The following is a 15,513-nucleotide window of genomic DNA, read 5'->3' on the forward strand; positions in this document are numbered from 1 at the left end:
CGGTCAGCTCCCGGTGAACCGGGGCGCGCGCTTCGCCAGGAAGGCCTCGACCGCCTCGGAGTGGTCCGCCGTCGACCCCAGCGCCGTCTGCAGCCGCGCCTCGTGCGCCAGCGTCTGCTCCAGCGAGTCGGTGGGCGCGGTGGCCAGCACCGTCTTCACCGCCCGGTAGGCCGCCGTCGGGCCCGCGGCCAGCCGCTCGGCCAGCGCCCGCGCCTCCGCGGCGACCTCGCCGGGCTCGACCACCCGGTGCACCAGGCCCCACTGCAGCGCGGTCTCGGCCGTGAACGGGTCGGGCAGCAGCAGCAGCTCGGTGGCCCGCCCGACGCCCACGGTGTGCACCAGCCGGGCGGCCAGCGCCGAGTCGCTGCCCAGGCCCACGCCGGTGAACGCGGTGGTGAACTTCGCGCCGGCGGCGGCGACCCGCAGGTCGCCGGCCATCGCCAGGCCCAGGCCCGCCCCGGCGCACGCGCCGTTGATGCCGACGACGACCGGCACGCGCAGCGCCGACAGCGCCAGCACCAGCGGGTTGTACTCGTCCTCGACCACCCGCAGCGACGACGCGGCGTCCCCGCGCAGGGACTCGACGTGCTCGGCGAGGTCCTGACCGACGGAGAACGCGCGCCCCGTGCCGGTGAGCAGCACCGCCCGCACCGACCCGTCGCCGGCGATGCCCCGCACCACCTCGAGCAGCTCGCGGCGCAGCGCGCGGGAGATCCCCGACTGCTGGAGCGTCACCGTCGCGACGCCGCCGGCGTCCTCGCGGGTCACGGTCGTGGTGGCGGTCGTCGTCTCTGACATGCCGGTCACCCTGCCACGGGCGCGAGCGGCCGCGGGGGCCTCTGGCACGGAGGGGCTGGATCGGTCGTGCGCGATGAGTAAGGTGTGCCTGCCCTCAGTCCGGTGACGGGGGACACCCGATCCCCGACAGATGGGTCAGTCATGGGCCAGGCGTTCCTCGCCAGCTACCTCATCGGCCTCCGCGAGGGCCTCGAGGCCACGCTCGTCGTCAGCATCCTCGTCGCCTACCTGGTGAAGAGCGGCCGGCGCCGCCAGTTGGTCCCGCTGTGGGCCGGCGTGGCCGCGGCGCTCGCCCTGTCCGTGCTCTTCGGTGCCCTGCTCACCTACACGTCGACGACGCTGCTGGCCGACTACCGCTCCCGGGAGCTGTTCGAGGCGGTCACCTCGGTGCTGGCCGTGGCGCTGGTGACCTGGATGGTCTTCTGGATGCGCCGGACCGCCCGCCGGCTCAAGGGCGAGCTCACCGGCCAGCTCGAGCACGCGCTCGGCATGGGCACCCTCGCCGTCGCCGGCGTCGCCTTCCTGTCCGTCGTCCGCGAGGGCCTGGAGACGACGCTGCTGTTCTACGCGGCCGCCCAGGGCGCGACGACGTCGGCGACGCCGCTGCTGGCGATCAGCGCGGGCGTGTTCACCGCCGTCGTCATCGGCGTCGGGCTCTACGCCGGGGCGATCCGGATCGACCTGTCGCGGTTCTTCACCGTGAGCGGCGTCCTGCTGGTGTTCGTCGCGGCCGGGATCCTCAAGTACGGCGTCCACGACTTCCAGGAGGCGGGCGTCCTGCCGGGCCTCGACGTGCTCGCCTTCGACATCTCCGGCGTCCTCGACCCGGCCAGCTGGTACGGCGCGGCCATCGCCGGGATCTTCAACGTCACCGCGGCCCCCACGGTGCTCGAGACGGTCGCCTACGTCGCCTACCTCGTGCCGGTGCTCGTCGCCTTCCTCTGGCCGGCCCGCACGCCGGCCGCCCCCGCCCAGCCCTCCGGTGCCGCCCCGGCCCGGACCCCCTCCTCGCAGCCGGAGACCCCCTCGCATGTCCGTTCGTGACCGCCGCCTCCCCCTCCTGACCGCGGGCCTCCTGGCCGCGCTCACCACCGCCGCCTGCGGCGGCGCCGGTTCCGGCTCCGGTTCCGGCGGGGCGTCCGGTGGCGGGGAGGCCGCCGACACCGTGGCCGTCGCCGCCACCGACGACGCCTGCGACGTCGCCAGCAGCGAGCTGGCCGCCGGCACGCACAGCTTCGCGGTGACCAACTCCGGGCAGCAGGTGACCGAGTTCTACGTCTACGCCGAGGGCGACCGGGTCATGGGCGAGGTGGAGAACATCGCCCCCGGGCTCACCCGCGAGCTGCTCGTCGAGCTGCCCGCCGGCGACTACGAGACCGCCTGCAAGCCCGGCATGGTCGGCGACGGCATCCGCGGCGACCTCACCGTCACCGGCGAGGCCCATTCGCTGTCGGAGGACGAGACCCTCGCCCAGGCGAGCACCGACTACCAGCGCTACGTGCAGAGCCAGACCGGCGCGCTGCTCGAGCAGACCACCGCGTTCGTCGACGCCGTCAAGGCCGGCGACGTCGAGGGCGCCAAGGCGCTCTACCCGGTCGCGCGCACCTACTGGGAGCGGATCGAGCCGGTGGCCGAGGTCTTCGGCGACCTCGACCCGCTCATCGACGGCCGCGAGGGCGACCAGGCCGAGGGCGAGGACTTCACCGGCTACCACCGCATCGAGCAGGCGCTGTGGGTCGGCGGCACGACCGAGGGCATGACGCCCTACGCCGACCAGCTGCTCGCGAACGTGCAGGAGATCGTCGACCTGGCCAACGAGACGGCGCTGGAGCCCCTGCAGCTCGCCAACGGCGCCAAGGCGCTCCTCGACGAGATCGCCACCGGCAAGATCACCGGCGAGGAGGACCGCTACTCGCACACCGACCTGTGGGACTTCGCCGCCAACCTCGAGGGGTCCGAGGCCGCCGTCCAGGCGCTGCGGCTGTTCCTCGAGGAGGCCGACCCCGACCTGGTCGCCGAGATCGACGAGCGGTTCGCCGCCACCGAGGCCGAGCTCGAGCAGTACCGCACCGAGGGCGGCTGGACGCTGCACGACCAGCTCACCCAGGAGCAGCTGCAGGGGCTGTCGGACAGCATCACCGCCCTGTCGGAGTCGGTGAGCCAGGTGGCGGCGGTCGTCGCCGACCGGTGAGCGGGGCGACAGCGGTCCCGGGAGTGGGCGGACCCCCCGGGACGTTGCCCCTGAGGACCAGGACCCCCAGCGCGAGAGAGCCATGACCGAGCCGAGCCCGACCGAGGCGGCCGCGGACCCGCGGCCGACCGGACTGTCCCGTCGTCGACTCCTGGGCGCCCTCGGCGCCGGCACGGCGGGGGTGCTCGCCGCCGGTGCGGCCGGCGGCGTCATCGGCCGGGCCACCGCCGACGACGCCCCGGCGGCCGCGGGGCCCGCGCCCACCGACGCGGTGCCCTTCCACGGCGAGCACCAGGCGGGCATCGTCACGCCGGCGCAGGACCGGCTGCACTTCGTCGCGCTCGACGTCACCACCGACGACCGCGAGGAGCTCGCGCAGCTGCTGCGGGACTGGACCGCGGCCGCCCGCCGGATGACCGCCGGGCAGGACGCCGGACCCGACGGCGCGGTCGGCGGGTCGGAGTGGGCGCCGCCCGACGACACCGGCGAGGCGATCGGCCTGCCGGCGTCCGGGCTCACCCTCACGGTCGGCTTCGGCCCGACGCTGTTCACCACCGCCGACGGGCGCGACCGCTTCGGCCTGGCCGCCCGCCGCCCGGCACCGCTGGTCGAGCTGCCGGCGTTCCCCGGCGACCAGATCGACCCCGCCATCAGCGGCGGCGACCTGTGCGTCCAGGCCTGCGCCAACGACCCGCAGGTGGCCGTGCACGCCGTGCGCAACCTGGTCCGGATCGGCGCGGGCGTGGTGAGCGTGCGCTGGTCGCAGCTCGGGTTCGGCCGGACGTCGTCGACCAGCACCGCGCAGGCCACCCCGCGCAACCTCTTCGGGTTCAAGGACGGCACCGACAACCTCAAGGCCGAGAACGGCAGCGCGCTCGACCGGTTCGTCTGGGTGGGCGACGGGGACGCCGACTGGCTGCGCGGCGGCTCCTACCTGGTCACCCGGCGCATCCGGATGCTCGTCGAGCCCTGGGACAGCTCGTCGCTGCGCGAGCAGGAGCTGACCATCGGCCGGGCCAAGGGCAGCGGCGCCCCGCTCGGGCAGCGCGCCGAGTTCGACCCCGTCGACTTCACGAAGCAGGTCGACGGCGAGTTCGCGGTCCCCGAGACCAGCCACGTCTTCCTCGCCCACCCGACCAACTCCGGGACGGCGATCCTGCGGCGCGGCTACAGCTTCGTCGACGGCACCGACGGCCTCGGCCGCCTCGACGCGGGCCTGTTCTTCATCGCGTTCCAGAAGGACCCGGAGACCGGCTTCGTGCAGGTGCAGCGCAACCTGCGGCGCGACGCGATGAACGAGTACGTCCGGCACACCTCCTCGGCCGTCTTCGCCTGCCCGCCGGGCGTGCGCGACGACGCCGACTGGTGGGGCCGCGCCCTCCTCGAGGGCTGACCCCCGCCGGTCACCGGCGCGTCGCCCGCGCGTCGGCCCCGTGTCGTCGTGTCGATGCCGACATGTGACCGGTGGGACTCCCCGGACGGGTGGGACGACTGGGAAGATGTGTGGCTCCGGACGGCGCGGGCACCTCGACGGGGGGTGCGGCGTCCCGGGGGGACGGCGCCGGCCCGACGACCGGCAGGGATGGGAGAGCTCCCGTGGTGGAACCGGGTCGCCGGATGCTCGGTGACCGCTACGAGCTCGCCCAGCTCATCGCCGCCGGCGGCATGGGCCAGGTCTGGCGCGCCTCCGACCTCCTGCTGCACCGCGAGGTCGCCGTCAAGGTGCTGCGCAGCGAGTACACCGGCGACCCGACGTTCCTCGCCCGCTTCCGCGCCGAGGCCCAGCACGCCGCCGCGCTGAGCCACCCGAACATCGCCGCCGTCTACGACTACGGCGAGACCACCGCCGGCGACACCGGCGAGACCCTGGCCTACCTGGTCATGGAGCTGGTCGAGGGCCAGCCGCTGTCGGCGCTGCTGCGGCAGGAGGGCCCGCTCGATCCGCCCACCACGCTGTCGGTGCTCTCCCAGACCGCCGCCGCGCTGGCCGAGGCCCACCGCGCCGGGCTGGTGCACCGCGACGTCAAGCCCGGCAACATCCTCGTCCGGCCCGACGGCAGCGTGAAAATCACCGACTTCGGCATCGCCTGGTCGGCCGGCAGCGTGCCGCTCACCCGCACCGGCCAGGTCATCGGCACGCCGCAGTACCTCTCGCCCGAGCAGGCCGAGGGGCACCACGCCACCCCCGCGAGCGACGTCTACGCGCTCGGCCTGGTCGGTTACGAGTGCCTCGCCGGGCACCCCGCCTTCGACGGCGACAACGCCGTCACCATCGCGCTCAAGCAGCTGCGCTCGGACCCCGAGCCGCTGCCGGACACGCTGCCGGTCGACGTCCGCACGCTCATCCGGCGGGCGCTGGCGAAGGACCCGTCGCTGCGGATGCCCGACGGCGCGGCGTTCGTCGCGGCCGTCGAGGACGCCCGCGCCGGCCGGCTGCCCGCCTTCGAGCCGCCGGTCCCCGCCGGGCCGTCCACCGTCGCCGCGGGCTGGGCCGTCGCCCCGGCCGACCCCGGCCCGCCCACCCAGGCGGCCGCCGGTCCCCCCGCGGCCGCCGACCTCGCCGCGGGCGCCGGTCTCCCCGCCGGCGCCCTGCCCCGCCGCAGCCCGCCGCCGGCGCCGCGCCGTCGGGTGGCCGCGGTGCTCGTGCCGCTGCTCGCGCTGCTGCTCGGCGCCGGGGCAGCGGCCGCGGTGGTCACCGCGCTGACCGATCCCGGCCCGCCGCCCGTCGTCGTCGCCCAGACCCGCGACGAGCAGGAGGGCGTGGTCGTCGAGGCCGGGGACTACGTCGGGCGGCCCATCGAGGACGTCGCCACGCAGCTGTCCGCGCTCGGCCTGTCCGTGGAGCGCCGCGAGCAGGTCACCGGCCGCACCGTGCCCGGCCTGGTCCTGGCGGTCTCGCCCAGCGGCGTCACCCTGGAGCCGGGCGACGACGTCGTCGTCACCTACGCCGTCGCGCCCTCCGGGGGCGGGTCCCGCCCGTCCGACGACGGGGACGACGACGGCGGCATCTCGCCGGTCACCGGCGCCGGGCCGTCGGCCCCGGCGGTGGAGACCACGCCGCCACCGCCCGGCAGCGCCGGCGGCAGCTCCGCGCCCGGGACGCCGACGCCCACGGACGGGCAGCCGACGGGTGAGGAGCCGGCGCAGGAGGAGCCGACGAGGACGACCGAGCCGTCGGAGACCACCACCCCGACCACGACGGCCCCGACCACGACCACGCCGGGCAGCGCGTCGCCGACCACCACGAGCGGGGGACCCGCGTCGTCCACCGCGAGCGGGTCCTCGGCCGCTGCGGGAGGATCCGGCCAGACCTGAGACCAGGGGGGACCCGTGACCGGGAGCGTGGTCAGGCGCGTCGTCGGGAGCCGCTACGAGCTGCTGGGCCTGATCGCCACCGGCGGCATGGGCCAGGTCTGGCACGGCCGCGACGCCCTGCTCGACCGGCCGGTCGCGGTGAAGCTGCTGCGAGGTGAGTACAGCGGCGACGCCACCATCCGCAGCCGCTTCCGCACCGAGGCCCGGCTGGCGGGCCGGCTCGCGCACCGCAACATCGCCGCGCTGTTCGACTACGGCGAGGAGGTGTCCGACGCCGGCGAGGTCTGCGCCCACCTGGTGATGGAGCTGGTCGACGGCGAGTCGCTGTCGTCGCTGCTGGCCCGCGAGGGGCGGCTGCCGTCCGGGCGGGTGCTCGACCTGGTGGGCCAGACCGCCGCCGGCCTCGGCGCCGCGCACGCCGCCGGGGTGGTGCACCGCGACGTCAAGCCCGGCAACCTGCTCGTCGGCCGCGACGGCGTCGTGCGGATCACCGACTTCGGCGTCGCCTGGTCGGCGGGCAGCGCGCCGCTCACCGGCACCGGGCAGGTGGTCGGCACCGCGCACTACCTGGCGCCCGAGCAGGCCGCCGGCGGCAAGGCGGGCCCGGCCAGCGACGTCTACGCGCTCGGCATGGTGGCCTGGGAGTGCCTGGCCGGGCACCGCGCCTTCGAGGGCGACAACCCGGTGCAGATCGCCCTCCGGCAGCTGCGCGAGGACCCGCCGCCGCTGCCCGCCGACGTGCCCGGGCCGGTGCGCGACCTGGTGGCGCGGATGCTGGCCAAGGACCCCGCCGGGCGGCCCGCCGACGGCGCGGAGCTGGCCGCCGTGGTGGAGACCGTGCGCGCCGGGCGGCCGCTGCCGCCGGCCCCGCCGCCCGGGACGGCGCCGCTGCCCCTGCCCATGGGCTTCGTCGCGCCGACGCCCCCGCCTCCTCCGCCCCGCCGCCGTGCGGTGCGCGCGCTCGCGGTGGCCGGCACGCTCGCCGCGGGTGCCGTCCTCGGGATCGGCGCCCTGCAGCTGGCCGCCCCGGGCACCGGCACGCCGCCGGCCGCGGTCGCGGACGCCGCGCCGGCGGGGGTCGACGTCCGCCGCGACGCCCTGGCCGGCCGGCCCGCCGACGAGGTCGAGGACGAGCTGGTCGCCGCCGGGTTGCGGGTCACCCGGGTGACGCAGGACGACGCCGCGACGGCGGCCGGCACCGTGCTGGCGGTGACGCCGGTCGGCGCGCTCGCGGCGGGCGACCTGGTGACCCTCACCGTGGCGGTCGCGCCGCCCGCGCCGTCGTCGGCCCCCGCCCCGGTGCCCGCTCCCGCGCCGTCGCCGGTGACGGTGACCGTCCCGGTGCCGGTGGAGGTCCCCGTCCCGGTACCCGCTCCCGGCTGGGAGGCCCCGCCGGTCGCGGAGCAGCCGCAGCCGCCGGCGGAGGTCCCTCCGGCCCCCGCGGCGCCCGAGGGGCCGGGCGACGGCCCCGGGAACGGTCAGGGCAACGGCAACGGCAACGCGGGCGGGAACGGCGGCGGGAACGCCGGCGGGAACGGCAACGGCCGCGGCCGGGGGTGACCCGGCCGCGGCCGCGAGGAGCGGATCAGGCGCTCAGCGCGCCCGGCGGTGCGGCGCCAGCCAGACCCCGACGGCGAGGGCCCCGAGCGCGGCGGTGAGCAGGAAGCCGCGGTCGGAGTCGACGCGCGGCAGGGCGATGAGCACCCAGAACACCGCCAGCCCGGCGAGGCCGCCGAGCGCCAGCTTGTCGGCGACGGCGGGGGAGAGCCGGCCGCCGGGGAGCAGGCTCGCGGCCAGGCCGACGACGCCGGCCAGCGCGGCGAGCGTCGCGAAGCCCGACCACAGCGGCAGGTCGGCCCAGAGCACCTGACCGCCCAGGCGCAGCGCCAGGCCGAGCTCGAGCAGCACGAGGCCGAGCAGGCCGAGCCCGGCGGTGACCAGGACGGCGCGGTCGCGCGGGGTGCGCGGCGCCTTGGGGGCCTTGGGGGCCTTGGGCGCCTTCTGCTGGACGGGCGCGGGGGCCGGGGCCGCCGCCGGCGGCGGGGGCGGCGGCGTGCCGAAGAAGGAGTCCAGTGGCCCGGTCGGCAGCGGGCCGTCGGCGGCCGGGGCCGGGGTCACCGGCGGGACGACGGCGGTCGGCGCGTCGCCGGCCAGGGGCTGGGCCACCGGCTGCGGCGCGGTGGTGGGGTAGGCCGGCGGCGGCAGCGGGATCGAGGACGGCATCGAGTGCGGCATCGAGGGCGGCGCGGGGGCCGCGTGTGCCGGGGCGCCGGCGTGGGCGGTGGCGTGGGTGGGGGCGGCGTGCGCGGCGGCGTGGGCCGGTGCGGCGTCGGGAGCGCCCGCGGCGGTGGCGCCGTGCGGGGCGTCGGCCTCCGTCGGTACGGCGATCTCCTGCGTGCGCGGGCCGGCCGGCGGCGTCGAGGCGGTCACGGTCGTTCCTTCCTGCGGGGGGCGGGGCGGTCGGCGGCGGACCGGGTCGGGCCCTCCCCGCACGCTAACCGCGGTGGCGGGCGGGACCGCGCAGGTGCGGCGGCGGGTCCGGCCGTCGCGCCCCGGGTCCGCGTCACACCTAGGGTCGGGCGGGTGGGCACGCGCGCGGGCATCGTCGTCACCGGCACCGAGGTCCTCACCGGCCGCGTTCCCGACCGCAACGGGCCGTGGCTCGCTGAGCAGCTGCGGCAGGCGGGCGTCGACGTCGGCGCCGTCCTGGTGGTCGGCGACCGGCCGGACGACATGCGCGGCGCGCTCTCCTACCTCTCCTCCGCGGGGGTCGACCTGGTGGTCACCTCCGGCGGGCTCGGGCCCACCGCCGACGACCTGACCGCCGCCGTCGTCGGCGAGGTGCAGGGCCGCCCGCTCGACGTCGACCCCGAGCTCGAGCAGCGGGTGGGCGCGATCGTGGAGAAGCTGATGAGCCGCCGCGGCTGGCGCGCCGATCCCGACGCGACGGCGGCCGGCGTCCGCAAGCAGGCGCAGGTGCCGGCCGGCGCCACGGTGCTCGAGCCGGTGGGCACCGCGCCCGGGCTGGTCGTCCCGCCGGCCGACGGCCGCGGCGGCCCCGTCGTCGTCGTGCTGCCCGGGCCGCCGTCGGAGCTGCAGGGCATGTGGCCGGCGGCGCTGGACGCCGCGCCGGTGCGCGCGGCCCTGGCCGGGGCCGCGGAGCTGCGGCAGGAGACGGTGCGGCTGTGGGGCACGCTCGAGGCGCAGCTGGCGGCCACCCTGCGCGAGCACGACGACGAGCTCGCCGGCCTGGAGATCACCACCTGCCTGCGCGAGGGCGAGCTGGAGATCGTCACCCGGTACACGCCCGAGGCGCAGCCCGCCTACGACCGGCTGGCCGCGGTGCTCGCCGAGGAGTACGCGGCGACGCTGTTCTCCACCGGGCCGACGCTCGACGACCTGGTCGCCGACGCGCTGCGGTCCCAGGGCCTGACGATCGCCACCGCCGAGTCGTGCACCGGCGGGCTGCTGGTCGCGCGGCTGATCGAGCGGGCGGGCTCGTCGGCGTGGGTGCTCGGGGGGATCACCTCGTACGCCAACTCGGCGAAGGAGCACCTGGTCGGGGTGCCGGCCGGGATGCTGGCGGAGTTCGGCGCGGTGAGCCCGCAGGTGGCACTGGCGCTGGCCGAGGGGGCGCGGGAGCGGTTCGGCGCCGACGTCGGCGTCGGCATCACCGGCATCGCGGGGCCCGGTGGCGGGTCGCCGGACAAGCCGGTGGGCACGGTGCACCTGTGCGCGGTCGGCCCGTCGGGTCAGCAGGCCCGCTCGGTGCGGCTGCCCGGCTCCCGGACGGCGGTGCGCGAGCGCTCGGTGGTGCTCGCCCTGCACATGCTGCGGCAGCTGCTGCTCGGCGGCCCGCCCGCCTGACGTCCGGGAGGACCACGTGACCACGCTGACCCTGCACGCGAGCGGGCCGGTCGCCCCGGCCGGGGCCTGGGAGCGCTACGCGGAGCCGGCCCGCTGGCCCACGTGGGCGCCGCAGATCCTCGGCGTCCAGGTGCCGGAGCCGCGGCTGCGGGCCGGGCTCGAGGGGCGGGTGCGCGGGCCGCTCGGGCTCACGCTGCCGTTCGTCGTCGAGGCGGTGGACGAGGCGGCGCGGCGGTGGGCGTGGACGGTGTCGGCCGGGCCGGTGCGGCTGCGCCTGCTGCACTGGGTGTCCGACGGCCCCGACGGCGGCAGCACCACCGGCCTGCGGGTCACCGGCCCGGCGCCCGTGGTGGTCGGCTACGCGCCGCTGGCCCAGCTGGCGATCGGCCGCCTGGTCCGCCCGCTGTCCTGACCCCGCCACCCCGCTACCCCGCCCCCGCGCGTCCCCGGCTGCGCCCCCTGACCGCGCCCCTGACCGCGCTGCGTGCACACGGCGCGGTGCGGCGGCCCTCCGTGCCGCGGTACGTGCACACAGCGCCGTTCCACGTGGAACGCCCGGTGTGAGCGGGGCGACACCGGGACGTACGGTGCCCGCCGTGGGCGCCACGCACGAGGTCACCAACCAGGTCCCGCCGCTCGCCGGGTACGACCCGGTCGCCGGGGACGCGGCCCTCGCCGAGGCCTGCGTCCGGCACGCCGACGAGGCGACCCTGGCCTCGCTCGCGGACCTCGGGCGGCTGGCCGGCAGCGAGCAGGCGCGCGAGTGGGGGCGGCTGGCCGACGAGAACCGCCCCGTCCTGCGCACCCACGACCGCTACGGGCACCGGGTCGACGAGGTCGAGTTCCACCCCGCCTGGCACGAGCTGATGCGGACGGCGTTCGCGCACGGGCTGGCCGGCGCGCCGTGGGCGGCGGCAGAGGCCGGGGACCGGCACGCCCACGTCCGCCGCGCCGTCGGCTACCTCGCCTGGACGCAGGTCGAGGCCGGCCACGGCTGCCCGGTGACGATGACCTACGCCGCCGTCCCCGCGCTGCGGGCCGCCCCGGAGCTCGCCGCCCGCTACGGGCCCGGCCTCACCGGCACCGGCTACGCCTTCGGCCTCACCGACCCCGCCGCCAAGCCCGGCCTCGTCGCCGGCATGGGCATGACCGAGAAGCAGGGCGGCTCCGACGTCCGCAGCAACACCACCCGCGCGGTCGCGGCCGGCGACGGCACCTACGCGCTCACCGGGCACAAGTGGTTCACCAGCGCCCCGATGAGCGACCTGTTCCTCGTCCTGGCCCGGCTCGACGAGGGCGTGTCCTGCTTCCTCGTGCCGCGGGTGCTGCCCGACGGCAGCCGCAACGTGTTCCGCCTGCAGCGCCTCAAGGAAAAGCTCGGCGACCGCGCCAACGCCTCCAGCGAGGTCGAGTTCGACGGCACCACCGGCTGGCTGGTCGGCGACCCCGGCCGCGGCGTCCCGACGATCCTCGAGATGGTCAACGCCACCCGGCTCGACTGCGTCATCGGCTCGGCGGCCACCGTCCGCGCCGCGCTCACCCAGGCCCTGCACCACGCCCGCCACCGCCGGGCCTTCGGCGCCCTGCTCGCCGACCAGCCGCTCATGCAGAACGTGCTCGCCGACCTCGCCGTCGAGAGCGAGGCCGCCACCGCACTGGCCGTCCGGCTGGCCGCGGCCGTCGACGGCGGGGAGACGGCGTTCCTCCGGCTGGCGGGCGCGGCGGCGAAGTTCCTCGTCTGCAAGCGCACCCCCGCCGTCGTCGGCGAGGCGATGGAGGTCCTCGGCGGCAACGGCTACGTCGAGGACTCCGGCCTCCCGCGGCTCTACCGCCAGGCGCCGCTCAACAGCATCTGGGAGGGCTCGGGCAACGTCATCGCCCTCGACGTCCTCCGCGCGCTCGGCCGCTCGGGCGAGGCGCTGGCCGCCGTCACCGCCGAGCTCGAGCTCGCCCGCGGCGCGGACCCCCGCTACGACGACGCAGTCAAGCGCCTGGCCGCCGAGCTGGGCGACCCCGGCGCGCTGCCGCTGCGGGCGCGCCGCATCGCGGGCCTGCTGGCCCTGTGCCTGCAGGGGTCGCTGCTGCTGCGCCACGGCCCGACGGAGGTCGCGGACGCCTTCTGCGCCAGCAGGCTGGGCGGCGACTGGGGCAGCGTGCTCGGGACGCTGCCCCGCGACACGCCCGTGGGCGCGCTCGTCGAACGTTCAACGATCGCCCCTGTCTGAGGAGGCATCGCTCCACTACCCTCGGGTACGCGTCGCGCACGGACCGACTTCCCATCCCGTCCCGGTCCGTACCCGGGACACGCCCCAGGGGCAGGACCGGAGTGCGGCGGGGGGAGAGAGATCAGCGTGCACCAGTCCGACCACGCAGGCGCGGTGGCACCACCGGACCTGCTGGCCAGCGTCCCCGACGCGGTCTGCCACCTCGACCGCGAGTGGCGCTTCACGTGGGTGAACACCCCGCTCGAGGAGCTCCTCGGACGCCCCGCGCACGCCCTGCTCGGCCGGACGGCGCTCGCCTGCGTGCCCGACCTGCGCGGCTCGGAGTTCGAGGACCAGCTGCGCGGGCTGATGACCGACGGGCGGCCCCGCGTCTTCGAGTACCTCCACCGCCCCCGGGACCGCTGGTTCGAGGTGCGCGCCTCCGCCGACGCCACCGGCCTCGTCGTCTTCATCCGAGACGTCGACTCCCGGCACCGCGAGCAGGCCGCCCAGGCGCACGCCCTCCGGCAGACCGCCGCCGTCCTGGACGCGCTGCCCTCCCCCACCGTGCTGCTCGACGGCGGCGGCCGGATCCGCAGCGTCAACCGCGGCTGGTCGGCCAACGACGACCTGGTCCGCGCCGCCGGCTGGCAGGTGGCCGGTACCGGCGACGACTACCTGGCGCAGATCGCCCAGGGGCTGCCCCCGTCCGACCTCGCCCGCATCGCCGAGGGGCTCACCGAGCTGCGGGCCGCGCCGCCCGGCTCCACCGACCGCGTGTTCGCCTGCGACTACGCCCAGCAGCTGGCCGACGGCGACTCCTGGTGGCGCCTGCAGGCCGCGCGGGTCGACGACTCCGGCCAGCTCGTGGTCACGCACACCGACATCAGCGAGCGCGTCCGCGACCAGCACCGGCTGGCCTGGCAGGCGTCGCACGACGACCTCACCGGCCTGCCCAACCGCGCCCGGCTGCTCGAGCTCATCGAGCAGGCCCTCGCCGACGACGACGGCCGCACCGCGCTGCTGTTCCTCGACCTCGACGGCTTCAAGACCGTCAACGACTCCCTCGGCCACGAGGTCGGCGACGAGCTGCTGCGCCGGGTGGGCGCCCGCCTCGCCGGCCAGGTACGCCCCGGCGACGCCGTCGGCCGGCTCGGCGGCGACCAGTTCGTCGTCCTCGCCCGCTCCTGCGACACCCCCGAGGCCGCCTCGCTGGCCTTCCGGCTGCAGCGCTCCTTCGCCCGCCCGTTCACCGCCGCCGGGCTGACCGTGCCGGTGTCGGCGAGCATCGGCGTCGCCGTCGCCCAGCCGGGCCTGCGGCACGCCCACCAGCTGCTGAGCGACGCCGACGCCGCCGGCTACGCCGCGAAGGCCGCCGGCCGCGACCGCGTGCACCTGTTCTCCCCGGGCCTGCGCGACGCCGCCCGGTGGCGGATGGACGTCGCCAACCGGCTGCGCGACGGCGCCCAGGACCAGTTCGTCGTCCACTACCAGCCGGTCGTGCGCCTGGACACCGGCGAGGTGGAGGGCGTGGAGGCGCTGCTGCGCTGGCAGCACCCCGAGCGCGGCCTGCTCGGCCCCGACGCGTTCCTCTCCGTCGCCGAGGAGACCGGCCAGCTCATCCCCATCACCCGCTGGCTGCTGCACGAGACCACCCGGCAGGCCGCGGAGTGGGCCGAGCAGGGCCTGGCGCTGCGCATGGCGGTCAACATCAGCGCCCGCCACTTCTCCGCGGAGACCCTGGTGCGCGACGTCCGCGCGGCCCTGCGCGACTCCGGCCTCGCCCCCGAGCAGCTGATGCTCGAGCTGACCGAGACCTGCGTCGCCGAGGACCCCACCCGCGCCGAGGACCAGCTCGCCGTCCTGCAGGGCTTCGGCGTCCGGGTCGCCATCGACGACTTCGGCACCGGCTGGTCCTCCCTCGCCCAGCTCATGGCGCTGCCCATCGGCACGCTCAAGATCGACCGGTCGCTGATCACCGCGGCCGAGCGGTTGGCCGCCGGCGGCACCGGCGCGGTGCTCGGCGCGATCGTCGAGCTGGCGCACACCCTCGGCATCCGCTCGGTGGCCGAGGGCGTGGAGACCGCCGACCACCTGCGGATGGTGCGCGAGGCCGGCTGCGACTCCGCCCAGGGCTACCTGCTCGCCCGCCCGATGGCCGCCCGCGACGTCGAGCGGTGGGCGAACCGGGTGTCCGACGGCGGCGGCGACTCCTGCGCGCTGGCCCTCGCCGGCCGCCTGGGCTGAGGCCGCGGGGGAGCGGGCGCGCATGACGGGACCGGTGCGCCGCCGGGCGGTCCGCCGGGCGACGTCCCCGGCCGGGCCGCCCGCGCCCGCCCAGCCCGCGCCCGCCCAGCCCGCCCCCGAGCCCGCTCCCGCACCGGGGGCGTCCGCGCCGGTCACCGGGCCGACGGGGCAGACTGCCCCCGTGACGGTGACGAGCGGGCCCGACGGCGCGACCACGGGGACGGCGACCCTCCCCGACGAGACGCAGGGCCGCGGCCGGCCGGCGCTGGACCTGCTCATCTGGGACGCGCCGAACATCGACATGACCCTGTCCACGGTCATCGGCGCCCGCCCGACCGCCGCGTCCCGCCCGCGCTTCGACGCGATCGCCGCGTGGTTCGTCGACGGCGCAGGCGACCCGGCCGCCGCGGACGCGCCCGAGGTCGAGGCCTGCGTGTTCGCCAACATCCCGCCCGTCGTCGGCTCGCTGCAGCGCTGGGTGGAGGCGCTGCGCGGCTTCGGCTACGCGGTGTTCGCCCGCCCCAAGCAGCAGCCCGACGACGACATCGACCAGGCGATGCTCGACCACATCGAGGTGCGCACGCACAGCCACCGGCTGCGCCGCCTGGTCGTCTTCTCCGGCGACGGCCGCAACTTCGCCGAGCCGCTCGAGGAGCTCGCGCGGGCCGGCACGCAGGTCGTCGTCGTCGCCTTCAGCGAGGTCGCGGGCTACGCGATCGGCTCCGACCTGCTCGAGTTCATCGACATCGAGGACGTGCCCGGGGCGTTCACCGCGCCGCTGGACCGCGTCCGGCTCGACGCCCTCCCGGCGGACGGCGCCTGGCTGCGCCCGACCCGCAGCCTGCGCGACTTCGTGTCCGGGTGGACCGCCCGCAACGGCTGACACGCCGG

Annotated in this window: 12 protein-coding genes; 10 read left to right on the forward strand and 2 right to left on the reverse strand. The window is 77.1% G+C overall.

Going from position 1 to position 15,513, the window contains the following annotated elements:
* Positions 1-3: 3 nt before the first annotated feature.
* On the reverse strand, positions 4-798 hold the full coding sequence (locus tag ACI78R_RS19770) for an enoyl-CoA hydratase/isomerase family protein (RefSeq protein ID WP_073422244.1): 795 nt from the start codon (positions 796-798) through the stop codon (positions 4-6).
* 141 nt (positions 799-939) lie between these two features.
* Here ACI78R_RS19770 and efeU point away from each other — a divergent pair, with 141 nt between their 5' ends.
* From efeU to ACI78R_RS19795, 5 genes are all read left to right on the forward strand, one after another.
* Positions 940-1,842, forward strand: coding sequence for an iron uptake transporter permease EfeU (efeU, locus tag ACI78R_RS19775; protein ID WP_457041994.1), 903 nt, complete (start codon positions 940-942; stop codon positions 1,840-1,842).
* Positions 1,829-2,989 carry an iron uptake system protein EfeO gene (efeO, locus tag ACI78R_RS19780; RefSeq protein WP_457041995.1) on the forward strand — a complete coding sequence of 387 codons (1,161 nt, stop codon included), beginning with the start codon at positions 1,829-1,831 and terminating at the stop codon, positions 2,987-2,989. Before efeU ends, efeO begins: the two co-directional genes overlap by 14 nt.
* A gap of 82 nt (positions 2,990-3,071) precedes the next feature.
* Positions 3,072-4,382 (forward strand): iron uptake transporter deferrochelatase/peroxidase subunit, encoded by a 1,311-nt coding sequence (gene efeB / locus ACI78R_RS19785; RefSeq protein ID WP_457041996.1) that lies wholly within the window; start codon positions 3,072-3,074, stop codon positions 4,380-4,382.
* Between the two features lie 203 nt (positions 4,383-4,585).
* Positions 4,586-6,304, forward strand: coding sequence for a protein kinase domain-containing protein (locus tag ACI78R_RS19790; protein WP_457041997.1), 1,719 nt, complete (start codon positions 4,586-4,588; stop codon positions 6,302-6,304).
* A 15-nt stretch (positions 6,305-6,319) separates the two neighbouring features.
* Positions 6,320-7,864, forward strand: coding sequence for a serine/threonine-protein kinase (locus tag ACI78R_RS19795; protein ID WP_457041998.1), 1,545 nt, complete (start codon positions 6,320-6,322; stop codon positions 7,862-7,864).
* Positions 7,865-7,897: 33 nt separating this feature from the next.
* On the opposite strand, the gene ACI78R_RS19800 is transcribed toward ACI78R_RS19795, so the two are convergent.
* A complete protein-coding gene (locus ACI78R_RS19800; protein ID WP_457041999.1) occupies positions 7,898-8,734 on the reverse strand; it encodes a hypothetical protein in 837 nt (278 codons plus the stop codon).
* Positions 8,735-8,887: 153 nt separating this feature from the next.
* Here ACI78R_RS19800 and ACI78R_RS19805 point away from each other — a divergent pair, with 153 nt between their 5' ends.
* From ACI78R_RS19805 to ACI78R_RS19825, 5 genes are all read left to right on the forward strand, one after another.
* Complete coding sequence (locus tag ACI78R_RS19805) at positions 8,888-10,171, forward strand: competence/damage-inducible protein A (protein WP_457042000.1); 1,284 nt, start codon at positions 8,888-8,890, stop codon at positions 10,169-10,171.
* Positions 10,172-10,187: 16 nt separating this feature from the next.
* On the forward strand, positions 10,188-10,583 hold the full coding sequence (locus ACI78R_RS19810) for an SRPBCC family protein (protein WP_457042001.1): 396 nt from the start codon (positions 10,188-10,190) through the stop codon (positions 10,581-10,583).
* A gap of 184 nt (positions 10,584-10,767) precedes the next feature.
* Entirely contained in the window at positions 10,768-12,396 is a 1,629-nt protein-coding gene (locus ACI78R_RS19815) for an acyl-CoA dehydrogenase family protein (RefSeq protein WP_457042002.1), read from the forward strand.
* Between the two features lie 153 nt (positions 12,397-12,549).
* Positions 12,550-14,622 carry a putative bifunctional diguanylate cyclase/phosphodiesterase gene (locus tag ACI78R_RS19820; RefSeq protein WP_457042003.1) on the forward strand — a complete coding sequence of 691 codons (2,073 nt, stop codon included), beginning with the start codon at positions 12,550-12,552 and terminating at the stop codon, positions 14,620-14,622.
* 181 nt (positions 14,623-14,803) lie between these two features.
* A complete protein-coding gene (locus tag ACI78R_RS19825; protein WP_245794778.1) occupies positions 14,804-15,505 on the forward strand; it encodes an NYN domain-containing protein in 702 nt (233 codons plus the stop codon).
* The last annotated feature ends 8 nt before the right edge of the window (positions 15,506-15,513 follow it).

The organism is Geodermatophilus sp. SYSU D01106, assembly GCF_054049995.1.